15 protein-coding genes, 1 pseudogene and 1 riboswitch are annotated in these 15103 nt (G+C 71.3%); of the genes and pseudogenes, 6 read left to right on the forward strand and 10 right to left on the reverse strand.

What is annotated here, in order from left to right:
* Window positions 1-56: 56 nt before the first annotated feature.
* Together ACIQBL_RS31035 and ACIQBL_RS31040 are read right to left on the reverse strand one after the other, a co-directional pair.
* Window positions 57-917, reverse strand: a complete 861-nt coding sequence (locus ACIQBL_RS31035; RefSeq protein ID WP_401947253.1) for a CbtA family protein — start codon at window positions 915-917, stop codon at window positions 57-59.
* Between the two features lie 35 nt (window positions 918-952).
* Entirely contained in the window at window positions 953-1168 is a 216-nt protein-coding gene (locus tag ACIQBL_RS31040) for a CbtB domain-containing protein (RefSeq protein ID WP_043662945.1), read from the reverse strand.
* Between the two features lie 57 nt (window positions 1169-1225).
* Window positions 1226-1299, reverse strand: a riboswitch (cobalamin riboswitch).
* A 263-nt stretch (window positions 1300-1562) separates the two neighbouring features.
* Between ACIQBL_RS31040 and ACIQBL_RS31045 the strand changes: the two genes are divergently transcribed.
* Together ACIQBL_RS31045 and ACIQBL_RS31050 are read left to right on the forward strand one after the other, a co-directional pair.
* Window positions 1563-2195: a hypothetical protein gene (locus tag ACIQBL_RS31045; RefSeq protein WP_401947256.1), complete on the forward strand. Its 633-nt coding sequence runs from the start codon at window positions 1563-1565 to the stop codon at window positions 2193-2195.
* Window positions 2196-2464: 269 nt separating this feature from the next.
* On the forward strand, window positions 2465-3538 hold the full coding sequence (locus tag ACIQBL_RS31050; RefSeq protein WP_401947259.1) for a hypothetical protein: 1074 nt from the start codon (window positions 2465-2467) through the stop codon (window positions 3536-3538).
* 61 nt (window positions 3539-3599) lie between these two features.
* Here the strand turns inward: ACIQBL_RS31050 and ACIQBL_RS31055 are convergent, their stop codons facing one another.
* Together ACIQBL_RS31055 and ACIQBL_RS31060 are read right to left on the reverse strand one after the other, a co-directional pair.
* Window positions 3600-4268, reverse strand: coding sequence for a hypothetical protein (locus tag ACIQBL_RS31055; protein ID WP_401947262.1), 669 nt, complete (start codon window positions 4266-4268; stop codon window positions 3600-3602).
* Between the two features lie 76 nt (window positions 4269-4344).
* Window positions 4345-5160: a DUF427 domain-containing protein gene (locus tag ACIQBL_RS31060; protein ID WP_401947265.1), complete on the reverse strand. Its 816-nt coding sequence runs from the start codon at window positions 5158-5160 to the stop codon at window positions 4345-4347.
* A gap of 219 nt (window positions 5161-5379) precedes the next feature.
* Between ACIQBL_RS31060 and ACIQBL_RS31065 the strand changes: the two genes are divergently transcribed.
* On the forward strand, window positions 5380-6204 hold the full coding sequence (locus ACIQBL_RS31065) for a DUF1684 domain-containing protein (protein WP_401947267.1): 825 nt from the start codon (window positions 5380-5382) through the stop codon (window positions 6202-6204).
* Window positions 6205-6401: 197 nt separating this feature from the next.
* Window positions 6402-7379, forward strand: a complete 978-nt coding sequence (locus ACIQBL_RS31070; RefSeq protein ID WP_401947269.1) for an ArsR/SmtB family transcription factor — start codon at window positions 6402-6404, stop codon at window positions 7377-7379.
* A 61-nt stretch (window positions 7380-7440) separates the two neighbouring features.
* On the opposite strand, the gene ACIQBL_RS31075 is transcribed toward ACIQBL_RS31070, so the two are convergent.
* The 3 genes from ACIQBL_RS31075 to ACIQBL_RS31085 all read right to left on the reverse strand — a co-directional run bounded on the left by ACIQBL_RS31075 (window position 7441) and on the right by ACIQBL_RS31085 (window position 11310).
* On the reverse strand, window positions 7441-8841 hold the full coding sequence (locus tag ACIQBL_RS31075; RefSeq protein WP_401947271.1) for an NtaA/DmoA family FMN-dependent monooxygenase: 1401 nt from the start codon (window positions 8839-8841) through the stop codon (window positions 7441-7443).
* On the reverse strand, window positions 8838-9938 hold the full coding sequence (locus ACIQBL_RS31080; RefSeq protein ID WP_401947274.1) for an LLM class flavin-dependent oxidoreductase: 1101 nt from the start codon (window positions 9936-9938) through the stop codon (window positions 8838-8840). Before ACIQBL_RS31080 ends, ACIQBL_RS31075 begins: the two co-directional genes overlap by 4 nt.
* 304 nt (window positions 9939-10242) lie before the next feature.
* On the reverse strand, window positions 10243-11310 hold the full coding sequence (locus ACIQBL_RS31085) for an enoyl-CoA hydratase/isomerase family protein (RefSeq protein WP_401947276.1): 1068 nt from the start codon (window positions 11308-11310) through the stop codon (window positions 10243-10245).
* A 281-nt stretch (window positions 11311-11591) separates the two neighbouring features.
* Between ACIQBL_RS31085 and ACIQBL_RS31090 the strand changes: the two genes are divergently transcribed.
* Window positions 11592-12362 (forward strand): alpha/beta hydrolase family protein, encoded by a 771-nt coding sequence (locus tag ACIQBL_RS31090; protein ID WP_401947279.1) that lies wholly within the window; start codon window positions 11592-11594, stop codon window positions 12360-12362.
* An 18-nt stretch (window positions 12363-12380) separates the two neighbouring features.
* On the opposite strand, the gene ACIQBL_RS31095 is transcribed toward ACIQBL_RS31090, so the two are convergent.
* The gene (locus ACIQBL_RS31095; RefSeq protein WP_401947281.1) at window positions 12381-13619 is read right to left on the reverse strand and encodes a 4-hydroxybenzoate 3-monooxygenase; all 1239 of its coding nucleotides are present in this window, start codon (window positions 13617-13619) and stop codon (window positions 12381-12383) included.
* A gap of 255 nt (window positions 13620-13874) precedes the next feature.
* Here ACIQBL_RS31095 and ACIQBL_RS31100 point away from each other — a divergent pair, with 255 nt between their 5' ends.
* Window positions 13875-14294: an SsgA family sporulation/cell division regulator gene (locus ACIQBL_RS31100; RefSeq protein ID WP_401947878.1), complete on the forward strand. Its 420-nt coding sequence runs from the start codon at window positions 13875-13877 to the stop codon at window positions 14292-14294.
* A gap of 332 nt (window positions 14295-14626) precedes the next feature.
* Here the strand turns inward: ACIQBL_RS31100 and ACIQBL_RS31105 are convergent.
* Together ACIQBL_RS31105 and ACIQBL_RS31110 are read right to left on the reverse strand one after the other, a co-directional pair.
* Window positions 14627-14692: pseudogene (locus ACIQBL_RS31105) on the reverse strand (hypothetical protein); the annotation flags it as partial.
* A gap of 8 nt (window positions 14693-14700) precedes the next feature.
* Window positions 14701-15063, reverse strand: coding sequence for an STAS domain-containing protein (locus ACIQBL_RS31110; RefSeq protein ID WP_401947284.1), 363 nt, complete (start codon window positions 15061-15063; stop codon window positions 14701-14703).
* Window positions 15064-15103 lie beyond the last annotated feature (40 nt).

A 15103-nucleotide genomic window follows, 5' to 3' on the forward strand; every position in this document is an offset into this window, starting at 1 on the left:
GGACCGAGCGCGGCGATCTTCCCGATCACCGCGCTCGCCGTACCGTAAGACGCTGGTCAGGCCGGGACCGGCTCCTGCGAGGGCTGGGCGGCGTCCGGACGCGCGGGCCGCAGCAGACGTTCCGCCAGGGGACCGAAGATCAGACCGATGGCCGCCCAGAGGATGAGCTGCGCGGCGACCGAGTAAAAGCGGAAGTCGAACAGCACGTCGGCGGGGAAGCCCGGATAGACGATGGTGCCCTTGGAGTCGGTCAGCGGCAGCGGTGTCTCGGTGGCGTGGTTGCCGAAGTTGGCCTTGTTGTACGAGAGATGGCCGAGCTGCGGCAGGAGCAGCATGACGATCCCGATCGCGACGACGAACGCGGCGCCTGCCAGGAGAGAGGCGTTCCAGTTGCCGAAGCGTGCCTGGAGCCGCTTGCCGAGGTAGACGGCTCCCGCGAGGAAGGCCACCGAGCACACGATCATGATCAGGTACAGGGCGCTGCGCTGCTGGATGGTCTCTTCGTGGCCGATCGCGGGCGGGTTGGCCGGGTACTTCAGGAACGGCACCAGGTACATGCCGAGGAACCCGCCACCGGCGACGAGAAGCGCCAGGTTGCGGGCGCGCACACCGCCGGTGCGGCCCAGGCAGACGGTGTAGGCGACGGCGAACAGGGCGCCCATCGCCATGCCGAAGAAGATCATGCCGACGCCGATGCCGACGTTGGCCTGGATGGTCCGGCTGAAGAGGTCGGGGCCGGCGGCCTCGACGGGCATGCCCGCCGCCTTGTCCAGCGCGTTCTGGGCGGCGTCACGGCCGTTCTCGTAGTCGATGGCCTTGGCGATCTGCGGCTCGGCGAATATCCGCGCGAACACGAACGCGAGCAGCCCGGCCACTGCGCCGGCGAGGATGCCGCGCAGTATGAGCTTCTTTTCCATGTCGAGTTGTCCGTACGTCCAGGTGCCGGTGAGGGTCAGTGGCAGGGGAAGCCGAGGAAGTGGCGGGCGTCGTGGACGAACTCGTGGACGTGCATGTCGTTGCCGAACACCGACACGGCGCCCTGGTCGACACCGATGAAGTAGTAGACCGCCAGCGCGATCAGCGCGGTGCCGACCAGCCAGACGATCGACTTCGAGACCGGCAGGACAACCGGCGTGGACACCGGACGGGATGTGGAAATGCTGCTCAAGGTGAGCCCTCCTTCGGGATCGTGCGTCCCTTGCGTGTACGGGCGAGTGAGGGTTCAGTGTCTGACTCGCCCACCACCTTCCGGCGGCGGGCTCACAGTGGCGCGACCGTGCTGGAATTCCACCAGCTTCCTTATGCCATCACTACAGGGGGAGAGTACGGCGCGTCTCTCCAGGCCGTCAATCAGGCCCGTTCCCACAACCGGTTGGCGCTACGGCCCCGGTCACGCCCCATAGGGGAATGCCGGGTGGGTCGGCCGCAGGCGCCCCGTCGGCCCGGCAGGGGCGGCACTACGCTGCGATGTGCGGCCCAAGCTCCCGGCCGCAGCCAGTTGCTCCGCCCCCGGGGAGACACGTGGTGCACGTGGGTCTCAACAGCGCCTCCGTGAGCCTCCGTTGGGCCAGAGCGGACTTGACCGCCGGGCATCGACGACGCCGCCCGGACGGCGACACCGCTCCGAGATCATCGCCACACGCGGGGCCGCCGACGCCCGCGACATCCACACCGTGATCGCCACCCGGCGCGGTCTGGAAGCCGGCGGCCGGATCGCGCTCGCCCTCTCGCTGTTCCGCCCGCCTGGGCGGCGGGCACCGCCATGCTCTCGCTGGCCCAAGATCCTGGTCTACAACTTCCTGCTCGCACCGCTCTTCGAGTGGGGCATCGCGCTGTACGACCTGGAACCCGATGCCGTAGCCGCCGGCCGCAAGTCGTGGCGCTCCTTCCTGGACGACGTGAGCGGGTTTCTCACCAAGGCCGCCCGTCAACTCGCCAAGGACTACGTGGTCTTCCCGCTGCTCGCCGGCCCGTACGTACGCCAGCGCCGTACATCGTCGATCTCCACGCCCACCGGAAGGTACTGCCCCGCCCAGCCGCGCCCGCGCACTCCGGCCGCACGGCGACCACCCGGCCTGCGGGGTGGCGGGCGGAGAGCAGCGGGTCGATCAGGGCGCGGTAGTCGTCGGGCGCGAGGGGAGTCGCGAGAGGGCTCAGAGGGCACCGGCGAACCGACCGCCGCGGCCAGTGCGTGACCGCCGCCACGGTTGGAGAGAGCGGCGAAGGCATCGGTCAACGCCCGCCGCCTGAGAGCCGGTTCGCGTAGGTCCGGCATGGGCAGGAACCTCTCTTGCCACAGGGCAGTCACGGGGGGCGAGTTCGACCGACGCTCCGCCCACGCTGTCACACGGGTGGCGTATTCACATGGCGTGGTGGCAGACGGCCGCTTACTACTGGACAGGATCAGCTTGTTCATCGCGCTTCGGGGGGCGATAGCAGGATCAGTCTCTTCATGGAGCCGAGCATGACCACCCGCTCTTTCTCGCCCAGCCCGGACCACCCCGCCATACCTCACGACAGCGCGGCCCACCCGCTCACACCCGCCGCCGGCGAGTACGCCGATCCGATGCACCGCCTGGTGCATGCCGCCGTAGCCGATCGGCCACTGGAAGAGGTCCTTCAGCTCATCACCTTGCTGGAGCAGTCGCCGAAGTACGCCCAGGCCACCGTCGACGCCCTGCGGGCGGTCGGTGTGGACCGGTCCGTGGAGGACGTGACGCGGCTCGTCACGCTGCTGACCCAGCCGCCGCGCAATCCCGACTGCGCCGACGAGGCGATCCGCGCCGCAGCCGAATCCCGGCCCGTGGAGGACGTCACCCGGCTGATGGCTCTGCTGCACCGGGCGCCACTGGAGCGGCACTGCGGCGAGGAGGCGGTGCGGGCAGCGGCGAGCAGGCCGGTCGAGGAGCTCGTCCTGTTGATCGGCCGCCTGTCCGAGGAACAGGGCGCACCTGCCCACTTCCCGGGAGTGGCCGCGTTTCCGTCCACCGCTCCGGTGTCACAGGAGCCCGGACGAGCCCCGGAACGCGCGGGCGAGGACGACCCTGCAGCTCGTGAGCACCGTCCACGGCGTCCGCGTACGGCGACGCGGCCCACCGCTCCCCCGGTCTGGCCAAGGCTCATCGCGGCGGTGGCGCTCGTCCTGTGCGGGCTGTCCTACTTCCCGCTGCACCCCGACGGAGCCTCCGGCCCGGCCTACGGGTTCGCGCTCGGTGTCTCGGTCCTGTGCGTTCTGCTGGCACCGGCGCTGATCCTCCACGGCAGCCTGTCCGTGCTCTCCGTGTCCGTGGTGGTGCCGGTCGCGCTGGCGGCGATCCAGTTGTTCGACGGGCGGTTCCATTCATCGCGCCTGTCCGAGGCGCTGCGGATCACTGCCGCGCCGCCCTGGTTCGCGGGGCTGATGGCCGTACTCGCGGCGCTGGCGGCGCTCACGGCCCTGCTCGTGCTGCTCGCCTCGCGGAGGTTCGGCAGGCATCTCGATCTTCCCGACCCTTCTGCTCACCGACCGCTGGCCGAGGCCGGTCGGACACCTCAGTAGGGTCGGCCGACCACCGCCGTACGACGACGGCCTCCGCTCAGCCGGAGCGGGGGCTCACGTCTCAACGAGTGGTGGCGGCAGGGCTGTTCACGGTGCTGCCGGCGGACGGCACGGCCGATGCCGAGGTCTCGGGGCTGGAGCTGACGCCCGCGCCGTGGCTCGGGGCGGTACCGGAGCTGGTGTCCGGCGCCGCGCTCGCGGGCGGTGAGGTGGCGCTGTCCGTCTGCGGTCCCGTGCCGCTGGACGTGAGCGGTGTGGGTGTCGGGCTCTGTGCGGGAGCGTGCGTGCCGGCCGAGCCACCGCCCAGTGAGGTTCCCGTGCCCGATTCGTTCCTGACCGCGGCGGCCACCGGCTTGCCCATGATCAGTTCTCCCGCGGTCACCGTGACCATCGCCAGGGCGAACACCAGGCCTGTCGCCAGGGCGTACTTCTTCCATCCGATGGACTTCCAGAAGGAGCCGCCGGTCCGATAGGTGGTCACCGACTCGTCTCCGGAGGGGGCGCCGGGCGGTGCGGCATCATCGGTCGGCGCTTCGGCCGATATCCCGAACGCCGCCCGGGCGTCCGCGCGTTGCAGCGCCCGCTCCTCACTCGGCGTCAGCGCCATCGCCACCGACGGCACCCGCCTGCGGATGCCCTCGCCGGTCCGTCGGAAGGCGTGCTGGAAGACCGCGGCGCCGGTGGTCGCACTCGTGCTGACCACGGCGGCGCCGATGAGCGTCCCGGTCACTCCCAGCAGGGAAGCCAGCACCAGCCCTCGAAGAGGCATGTGCAAGGGACGACTGCCCGGCTCGCGGTGTTTCACCTCACCTCGGGGCAAGCGTCTGGGTGAACGGGGTCACAGGGCGTTCCTGGCGTTCGCCGTCCACGGTGATGTCGACGACCTCGTTGTAGAAGGCGAGGAGGTCCTTGACGGCGCTCACCGCGGGCAACGGCTCCGGGTAGCTCCAGACGATGTTCGGCGGAACACCGGGAACACCGGCCTCGTCCCGCCACGACCAGTACACGGCGGTCCCCTTGTAGGGGCACCCGGTGCTGTGGTCGGTCGGTTCGAACAGGTCCAGGCGGACGTCCTCGCGGGGGAGGTAGTACCGGGTCGGCAGGCCGGTCTCGAAGAGGAGGACCGGGCGGTGGGTGTCGGCGACGACCGTGCCGTCGATCTCCACCCGGACATGACGGCTGCTCGGGATGGCGTCGACCCGTTTGTGCGGGTCTCGGGGGTGGATGAAGATCTCTTCCTCCTCCTCGTACCAGTGGTCCAGCCCCCGGCCGACCCGCCGGAACCACTCGAAGGAGATGTGCCCGGCCAGGTCGTCGGCGGGGAAGGTCCAGGCCGCGTTCTCGACCACCACGCCGTCGGCTTCGAGGTCGTAGAAGACCAGTGATCCGGTGTGGGTCCCGGTCGGGGGGTTCTTCGCCGGGCGGAGCAGGTCCTGGCGGACCTCGTCGTGCGGGAAGGCGTACAAGGGCACGGGGACTCCGGGCTCCCACACGAGGACGGGGTGCCTGCTGTCGACGACGGTGATGTCGCCCTTGCGACCGCGCACCCAGCGTGGGCTCGGCTCCCACAGGAGTCCTTCGGGGGTGGTCCTGACGTCTCGTGCGGTGGGGAACGTGCTCATGGGCGGCTCTCCTTCGGACTGTGTTGACGGAGTCGTTCCATTGAGGCGCGACGTCATTCCATCGATGCCCGGGTGGGTTCGACGTCGGCGGCGGGCCTGTACACAAAGCTGACAAGAAGCTGTCACACGCGGAATGGAATCTCTCGCCGGGCGAGCGGGGTTGGCACCACCGGCACGACCTCATGTCGAGGCCGGGCCTCGTGCGACGAAGGAGTGACCATGACCGTTGACCTCGCTACGGCGGATCTCCAGGCCTTCACCCAGGAGTGGCTGGAGTGGTATCGCGGGCAGGAGGAACGGCTGGCCGCCCCGCACGGGTTCCTGGCGATCACCGGGCTGCGCTGGCTCGACGACCGGCCGCAGCGGTTCCCGGACGCGCCGGGCGCCTGGTGGACCGACGCCGACGGGGTCGCCGTAGCCCTGGACGACGGCGAGCAACTCGTCGTGGCGGGCACGCCGGTGCGGGGTGAGCACCGCTTCGGCGTCCTGCCCGAGCGTGGCGGTGTCGAGGCGGTCTGGGGCGATGCCGTGATCGAGGTGGCCAGGCGTGGTGGCCACGACATCGTGCGGCCACGGCACCCGGACGCGCCGTTGCGTACCGCCTTCGCCGGTACGCCCGCCTACGCGCCGGATCCCCGTTGGGTGGTGCGGGGGCGTTACACCGCGTTCGACACACCGCGTCCGACGACGGTGGGCGCCGCCGTCGAGGGGCTGGAGCACGTGTACGACGCGCCGGGCCGGGTCGAGTTCGAGCTGGACGGGCACCCGCTGGCCCTGACCGCGTTTCCCGGGCGTGGCCCGGGCGGACTGCTGGTGCTCTTCACCGACGCGACCTCCGGGGTGACCACCTACGCCGCGAACCGGGCCCTCGCGCTCGCCCCGCCGGACGCCGACGGTACGGTCGTCCTGGACTTCAACCGCGCGGCGAACCTGCCGTGCGCCTACACCGACCTGGCCACCTGCCCGCTGCCGCCGGCGGAGAACCGGCTGCCGGTGGCTATCGAGGCCGGGCAGAAGACACCTCGCGAGCGCGGCGGGGTCTGACCCGCGTAGCGGCTGCGCCCGGGACAGCGGTGGGTCTCGGGCGGTGTCCGGCTGGAAGTCGGTGCGGTACGGGCCGCCTCGCCCCCTTTCGACAACCATGCGCGCCCTTGAGCCGTCACCCTTGGTGGCGCTTCGGTTGTCGCGCGGCCGTACCCCCACCGACTCCGCGCACGGACGCCGCGCAGGAATGAGGCCGTATGCTCCGCATTCACTTCACCTCGCAGGATCTGCAGAACATCCGGGTCGCCCGCCGGCCGCATGCTCTCTGGGAACTCGTGTGCGGTGTCTGCCGGTTGGACGCGCGGCAGGGGGCGCTGGAATTCGGGCACTGGCGCCGTTCGGTGCGCGAGGGGTTGGCGAAGGATCCGCGAGCCCGGCGTGCTCTGTCGCCCTTGCAGACGCTGATTCCTCCTGCGGGATACATCCCCGACTTCCTCACGCCGTCGGTCACGAGCGGCGGTCTGGCCGGCGGCCTCGACGAGATCCGGACAACTCCCCGCAGCCGGTTGACCCGTGAGCTGTCCCGGCTCGCCGAGTCCCGTCCGCTGCCGTCCTGGGTCGCCACCCTCGACAGGCCGGGCGCCAAGGCTCTGGAGCCCTTGACGCGAGCCCTGGAACTGTCCTGCGAGACGCTGCTCGAACCGTACTGGCCGCGCATCCAGTCGGCCGTCGGCGACGATGTCGAACTGCGTACCCGCGCGCTCCTCGACGGCGGCACCTCCGCGCTGCTCAACGCGCTGCGTCCGCACGCCCGTTGGTGCGCTCCCGTCCTCGAAGTGGACTATCCCGTGGACCGCGAGCTGCGGTTGGCGGGGCGCGGCCTGCTCCTCATCCCGTCGTACTTCTGCTGGCGCAGGCCCACCGCCCTCGCGGACCCCGAGCTCGGGCCCGTGCTGGTCTATCCGGTCGCCAAACAGCCGCTGGAGATCGTCCGCGCGAGCAAGGACGGCCTGGAGCGGCTGCTGGGCCGTACCCGCACTGTCGTACTGGCGCATCTGGCAAGCCACGGCGGGCGTACGACGTCCGAGGTGGCGACGGCGGCCAACATCGCGCTGCCCAGCGCCAGTTATCAGCTCGCCGTGCTGCGCGACGGGGGTCTCGTCGCCAGTCACCGGGAGGGCCAGTTCGTCCGGCACTCGGCAACACCGTTGGGGCTGCGCCTGCTTGACCGATAGCTCACAGCGCGGGCGCGGTGGCCACCGTACGCAGGGGGACGGTGGCCACCGCGAGCGCGGGTCAGCCCGCCTGCCGACGGTAGGTCGCGGAGCGGCGGGTGAGGGGTTCCCGCAGGTCCAGGTGCTCGCGCAGGGTCGTACCGGTGTACTCGGTGCGGTAGACGCCACGTTCCTGCAGGGCGGGGACGAGCAGGTCGACGATGTCGTCGAGGCCGTCGGGGATCAGATACGGCGTGACGTTGAAGCCGTCGACGGCGCCGTGCCGGACGAAGTGGGCGAACTTGTCGGCCAGGCCGGCCGGCGTGCCGACGTGGCCGCGCTGGGGGCCGAGCGCGATGACGGTCTCGCGCAGGGACCACCGGTTCGCGTCGGCCTTCTCCCGCCATTCGGCGACCACTTGGCGGGGGTCGGCGATCCGCCGTGCGCCGAAGGAGCCGTCGTTCTCGGCGACGACCGGGTCCTCCTTGGGCAGTGGTCCGTCGGCGTCGCGGTCGGAGAGGTCGAGGCCCCAGAGGAGTCCGGCGATGCCCAACGCGGTGGCGGGGGTGACCTGTTGGAGGCGGATCCAGCGCTTCTTCTCCAGTGCCTCCTCCTCCGTGGCGCCGATGATGATCTCGGTGCCGGGCAGGATGCGCAGGTCGTCGTCGGGCCGGCCGACGGCCCGCAGTCGGCGCCGGAGGTCGTCGGCGAAGGCGAGCGCGTCGTCGAAGTCGCTGCCGTGCGCGGAGAAGATGACGTCGGCGTTGCGCGCGGCGAAGTCCCGGCCCTCGCCGGAGTCCCCGGCCTGGAAGATCACCGGGTGGCCCTGGGCGCTGCGCGGCAGGGTGGGCGTGAGGTCGACGTCGAACTGCGGTCCCTGGTGGCGGACTTGGCGTACGGCGCCGGGTGCCGCCCAGGCCGGGGCACCTGCCGAGCCGGAGACGGCGCCGTCCTCCCAGCTGTCCCAGATCGCGCGGGCGACGGTGAGGAACTCCTCGGCGCGCCGGTACCGGTCGGCGTGGTCGAGATAGCCGCCGCGGCGGAAGTTGGCGCCGGTCCAGGCGTTGTCGGTGGTCACCACGTTCCAGCCGGCGCGGCCCTCGGAGAGCAGGTCGAGGCCGGACAGGCGGCGGGCGAGGTCGGCCGGTTCGTTGAAGGTGGTGTTGGAGGTGCTGACCAGGCCGATGCGGTCCGTTACGGCGGCCAGCGCGGCGAGTTGGGTGAGGGCGTCGGGCCGCCCGGCGACGTCCAGGTCGTGGATCAGTCCGTCGACCTCGCGCAGCCGCAGCCCCTCCCCCAGGAAGAACGCGTCGAACAGGCCCCGTTCGGCGGTCTGCGCCACGCGCCGGAAGTTGGCGGGGTCGATCTGGGAGCCGCTGGCCGGGTCGGACCAGATGGTCCAGTGGTTGACGCCCTGGAAGAAGACGCCGAAGTGGAGTTGGGCGTCGGGGCGGGGGACGTCGAGGGGGTCGGTGCGGGTCATCGGACGTCCTCCTGGGCGGCCACGGCGGCGTAGCGGTTGGCGGGCCGGTCGAGGCCCAGGTGGGCGCCCAGGGACGCGCCGGGCAGCGGGCGGACGGCGTGCCGCCGCTCGAAGAGGTGGGGCAGGACGAGCCGGGACAGCTCCGGAAGGTCCTCGTCCAACACGAGGGGATGCAGGCGCACTCCGTCGACCACACCCCTCAACTCCCCCAGCAGCGCGGCGAGTCCGGCGGCGGAGCCGATGTGGCGCAGCCGTCCCCGGTCGCGCCACGGCGCATGCCGCTCAAGATCGGCCACGCGTTCCTCGGCCGTGGCGTCCGCCGTGTCGAGGGCGACCTCAACCTCCGCGAAAGTGCGCGGAGTTCCGGCGGCGCCCGCGCCCGCGCCGACCGCCGCGAGGTCGCGGCCCGCGACGAGGGCGACGTCGAGTTGGCCGGCGGGCACGAGGCCCGGGTCGCCGAGCACGACGAGTTGGCCCTGCGGCGGACGCGGCACGATCGCCGGGCCCTTCACGGCGTAGGTGTCGCCGGTGAAGTCGACGTAGTGCAGCCGGTCGCGGTCGAGGTAGCGGCTGGTGGCCACGGACCGGATGACCGCGTCGTCCTCCCAGGAGTCCCACAGGGCACGAACGACCTCGACACCGTCACGGGACTCGCGGGCGCGGGCCCCGGCGTCCTCGACGAGCGGACGCCCCCACACCGAGGCCGCCTCGGCACGCGTCTCCTCGCTCACCACCCACCCGGCACGCCCGACCGAGATGTGGTCCAGGGACGCCAACTGGCTGGAGACATGGAAGGGTTCGGCGTACGTGAGCGGTACGACGGGTGCGACGCCGACGACACTCGTCGACGCGGCGATGAACGCGGCCCGCTCCACCGCGCCGATCCGGCCGACCGCGTCGGGCGTTGCCCCGGGCGGGAGTGCGCCGTCCTCCAGGGTGAGCAGGGTGAACCCGGCGTTCTCCGCGCCGACGGCGACGCGGGCCACCCGGCGCGGGATGAGCAGCTGGTCGGGCGAGTGGGCGGCGCGGCGCCAGGCCGCGGGATGGGCGCCGTCGCCGTCGATTTCGAGGGCGAGCCGCAGGGCGGGGCCGGACATGGGTGTTCCTTCCGAGGGCACGACGAGACGGCCGGCCCGACGGGCCGGCGCGGGTCAGGGGCGTGCGGAAGGACAGACGGCGGAGGCGGTACGGCAGTAGTCCACATGCCGCCGGATGATCAGCCGCGTACCCGCGCCGGCACCATGGGGTGCGTCGCCGTGTACGCGCATCGGGGCCTCCACCTGTCCGGGAGCGGTCGCTTCAACCTACGTCGTCGCCCCCGGAAGATGTCAAGAACATTAGATGTACGCGCATGAGACCGTACGGCGGCGACGCACTCGACCGTCCTGCTCACCAGGGCGCCTACTGAGCGGCGTCGGGTGCGGCGAGGCCGAGTTCGCGTTCGCCGAGGGGACGGAAGAAACGCTCGACGTCCGTGTCCGGCACCTCGGCGAGTGTGGGCGGGGACCAGCGCGGGTTGCGGTCCTTGTCGATGATCTGGGCGCGGATGCCCTCCACCAGGTCCGGGGCGGACAGGGCGTGGCAGGAGACGCGGTACTCCTGGTCCAGGACATTCTCCAGTGCGCCCAGTCGCCGGGCCCGGCGGAGTGCGGCGAGGGTGACCTTGAGGGAGGTGGGTGACCTGGTCAGCAGGGTCTCGGCGGCTTCCTTGGCCGCGCTGTCGCCGTGGTCGAGCAGGCGCCCGACGATGTCCTCGACGGTGCCGGCGGAGTAGCAGGCGTCGATCCAGACCCGCGCGGCGGCGAGTTCACCGGGCGAGGCCGGTCGCACGTACCGGCCCAGAACCTCGCGTACCGGTGCCTGGGCGAGGTCGTCGAGCACCGCCGGCAGGGACTGCGACGGTACGTAGTGGTCGGCGAGGTCGCACAACAGGGCGTCGGACGCGCAGACTTGGGCACCGGTCAGCGCCAGGTGGGTGCCGAGTTCGCCGAGTGCGCGGGCGAGGAGATAGGTGCCGCCGACGTCCGGTACGAAGCCGATGCCGGTCTCGGGCATGGCTACGCGCGAGCGTTCGGTGACGATCCGGAAGCCGCCGTGCGCGGAGACGCCGACACCGCCGCCCATGACGATGCCGTCCATGACGGCGACGTACGGCTTCGGGTAGCGGCCGATCCGAGCGTTCAGCCGGTACTCGTCGCGCCAGAAGGCGGCCGACGCCGATCCGTCCCCGTCACGCGCGTCGTCATGGATGGCGCGGATGTCGCCGCCCGCGCACAGCCCCCGCTCCCCCGCGCCGGTGAGGACGACGGTCTCGACGGCCGGGGCGTGCTCCCAGGCCGTCAACGCCTCGTCGATACGGCGGACCATGGTGTGGGTCAGGGCGTTGAGCGCCCTGGGGCGGTTGAGGGTGAGGTACGCGGCACGTCCCTCGGTACGCAGGAGTACGGAGTCGTCGGTGCCGGGGCGCATGGGCTTGTCGGTTCCTTCCAGGATCTGGTGGACCCGCGGGTCCCGGACGATCTTCCCGATACCGTAATCGCTCGGCCGGCCGCAGCGGCGACGTGGGGAAAAGGGTTGGCAGCGAGGACGAACGGGCTGCTAACTTCCGTAGGCCGTGACAACACGCGAGGAGGTGGGACCCGTGAACGCTGTATCCGTACGGGTGCTCTCCCTCGTCTCCACGGTCGAGCCAGTGACATAGGTGTCGCCGGGAGCGCCTCCGCACCAAGGCGATCCCGAAAGGCCACACCATGAACACTGACCATTTCTCCTTCACCGCGGATACCACGTCGAGCGGTGTCATCCAGCACGACTTCACCATGGGTGAGGTCACCGGCGCCCTCTGGTCACCCGAATCCGGTGCCGAGCACGCGCCCCTCGTCCTGATGGGGCACGGCGGCGGCAACCACAGGAAGTCACCGGCGATGGTGGGCCGTGCCCAACTCCTGGTGATCCAGGGCGGTTTCCACGTCGCCGTCATCGACGCCCCCGGTCACGGCGGCCGACCCCGCACGGCGTACGACGAGTCGGAGATCGCCGCGATGCAGCAGGCGATGGCGTCGGGCGAACCGGTCGGCGAGATCGTCGTCCGGTACAACGCCCACCTGGCGGAGCGCGCCGTACCGGAGTGGCGCGCGGCCCTGGACGCCCTCCAGAAGTTGCCGGAGATCGGCGCCGACGGACCCGTCGGCTACTACGGCCTGAACATGGGCACCGCGATCGGGGTGCCGCTGACGGCGGTCGAACCCCGGATCACCGCCGCGGTGTTCGGCCTCCACTGGCCCGAGGCCCTGGCCGAGTACGCCCGGCGGATCACCGTTCCGATCGAGTACGCGCTCCAGTGGGACGACGAGTACATCCCGCGCGCGTCCGGTCTCGCGTTGTTCGACGCCTTCGCCTCGAAGGAGAAGTCGTTGCACGTCAACTCGGGCGCGCACAAGGAACTGCCCAGGTTCGAGGCGGAGAGCGCGGTCCGGTTCTTCGCCCGCCATCTCGTCCGGGAGGTACCGACACCCGCCTGACCTGACGGGCACCGGGCACTAGGCCGTCGAGGGCGCTCCGGCGTCCTCGACGAGGTCGAGCCCCGTCATGAGTTCGGCGAAGGCGCGGGCGGCCGTGGGCGACGAGAAGAGCCGGTCGAGCCGGGCGCGGGCCAGGCCGCGCCGGAAGGGGCCGGAGCCGGTGGCGTCGCCCGCGTCGTGGAGCATGCGGGTCATCCAGTGGGAGAACTCCTGGTCGTTCCAGACGCGGCGCAGGCAACGCTCCGAGTACGTGCGCAGCGCCGTGTCGTCGTGGTCGTGGACGGAGTCCCGTACGGCTCGGGCGAAGAGATCGGCGTCGTAGAGAGCGAGGTTCATGCCCTTGCCGCCCATCGGGGAGACGATGTGGGCCGCGTCGCCGACGAGGAAGAGGCGGCCGTACTGCATCGGGTCGTGGACCAGGCTGCGGAGCCGGAAGATCTCGCGGTCGGTGATCGGGCCGGAGACGAGGTCCGGGTCGCCGAGGCGGGTGCGCAGCGCGTCCCGGACGCGGGCGTCGGACCAGGCGTCGGGGTGGTCGTCGGGCGGGCACTGGAGGTAGTAGCGGCTGGTGTACGGGCCGCGCGGGAAGTGGGCGGCGAAGCCCTGCGGGCTGACGGCCAGGAGCGGATGTGCCGGCGGCGGGGCGTCGGCCAGGACCGTCAGCCAGCCGATGCCGTGATCGAAGGCGTACGGCGTGAGGGCCCCGTCGGGGACGGAGGTGCGACTGATGCCGTGGTCACCGTCGCAGCCCGCGACGAAGGCGCAGGTGATCGTGCGGAGGGTGCCGTCCGGGGTGCGGTAGCGGACGGTCGGGTGATCGCCGGTGAGGTCGTGCAGGGAGACGTCCGCGGCCTCGAAGCGCAGGTCGCCGCCGTCCGCGAGATACGCGGCGGTGAGCTTCTGGACCAGCATCTGCTGGGGGCAGAGGCGGGCCGTGAGACCTTCGGAGCCGTCGTGGTCGGAGACCAGATGGGTCTCGCCGTCGACCCGGAGTTCCAGGATTCCGTCGTGCGGGACACCGCCCAGGACGCGGTCGGCCAGTCCCCAGGAGTCGAACATGCGCACGGCGCGCGTCTCGACGATGCCGGCGCGCTGGCGCTGCGCCACGTACTCGCGGGTGTGACGTTCCAGGACGACACAGTCGATCCCGGCGCGCCGCAACAGGTTCGCGACGGTCAGACCGGCCGGGCCCGCGCCGATCACGACCACCGTCGTGGATTCCGGTGACGTGCTCAACTCCCGTGCACTGTCAGCCACTTGCCCACCTCCGGGGTCACCCTAGCCGAGCGGGCCAGGTAGCCGGATCTGTTTCGGATCGTCCGAACGGGGCACTCGCGAGCGCAGTCCAGTGCTTCGGCAAGCAGGCACGGTCCCTTCCCGTTCTTCTCCCGCGAGGAGTGTCATCGTGCCCCTTCCCTGCTCCGGCACCACAGCGCCCGGCCCCGCGCACCGGCGGACGTCCACCGTCTCCTCGGGTGAACACCCGCCCGGGGAAAGGGAGTTGGTATCGTGATGAAGCGCTGGGGCGGTGTTCCCCTGAAGGTCGGCACGACCGGGTTCGTGACAGTGGCGGACGACGACGCGGCGATCGTCGGCGCGGAGTTGGTGTACCGGCCGGACGACTGCCTGGCGGTACGCCTCGTGCTCCTCGGCCCCGACGGCATGCGAGTCACCTGGATCTTCGCCTGGGAACTGCTCGCGCTGGGCCTGATGTTCCCGGCCGGCGACGGGGACATCGCCGTACGCCCCGCGCCGGGCCCGATCGCGGGCGTCGAGGTGGCCCTCGTCACCGCGTCCACCGCACGGGTGTGGCTGCCCGTGCGGGACGTCGCCGACTTCGTGCGGAAGGTGCGGAAGAGGGTCGGCCGCGACGTCCGCGGTATCGCTCCCGCGCTCGACCAGGAACTCGCCGCGATCACGAGCGAGGCGTAGGAGGAGCGGGGAGCGGGGAGCGCGCGAGGGTGGCGGTCGCCGTCGGCCTTCAGGGAGCCCACCGGAATACGGCCGTACAGGCCGAGCAGCAGCTTACCGGCCGTGCCCTGGGCGGAGGCGTCGGCGCCGGTGGCCGGCGTGCGGAGCGGGGTACTCGATGACAGCCGGCTCATACGGCCAGGCTTCCGGCCCCGCGCAGCAGGTGGACAGGAACTCGTCGAACCCGTCGAGTGCCGCTTCTTCCGGCAACGGCTGCGGGACGGTTGTGGCGATGCCCTCAGGGGCCCCGTAGGCGGAGCGTCGGCGGGCTCCGTGGCCACGGTGGCGGCCCGGCGGTGGTGGACCCCGCCCAGGTGCACCACCAGATCCCGCGGCGTCCACTCGGGGCAGGTCGGCACCCCAACGGTCAGGCTTCGAGGGCCTGTTGGACCGTCGGATGGCAGGCGATGAAGCCGTCGATGCCGACGAGTCGGATGATGCGCAGCACGGCTGGGGTGGCTCCGGCCAGTCGCAGCCAGCCGTCCGCATCGGCGAGAGCGCGGTGGACGGCGATGAGGATGTTGATGCCGCTGGAGTCCATGAAGGTGACACGGCGCAGGTCGATGACGACGTGGGGTGCGGCGCCGTCCGGCAGTTCCAGCGCTTTCCTCAGGGAACCGCCTGTCTCCTGGTCGATCTCTCCGGCCACAGCCACGACCAAGGTGCCGTCGACGACGTCGGTCCTGACCGACAACCGCTCCGGCTGCCCCGCTTGTTCGGTGTCCGCCATCTGTCCTCATACACACGTCGGTGAGCGCTACGGATCAGGA

Origin of the sequence: Streptomyces sp. NPDC088350, from assembly GCF_044753545.1 — a bacterium.
In the GTDB taxonomy this organism is placed as follows: Bacteria; Actinomycetota; Actinomycetes; order Streptomycetales; family Streptomycetaceae; genus Streptomyces.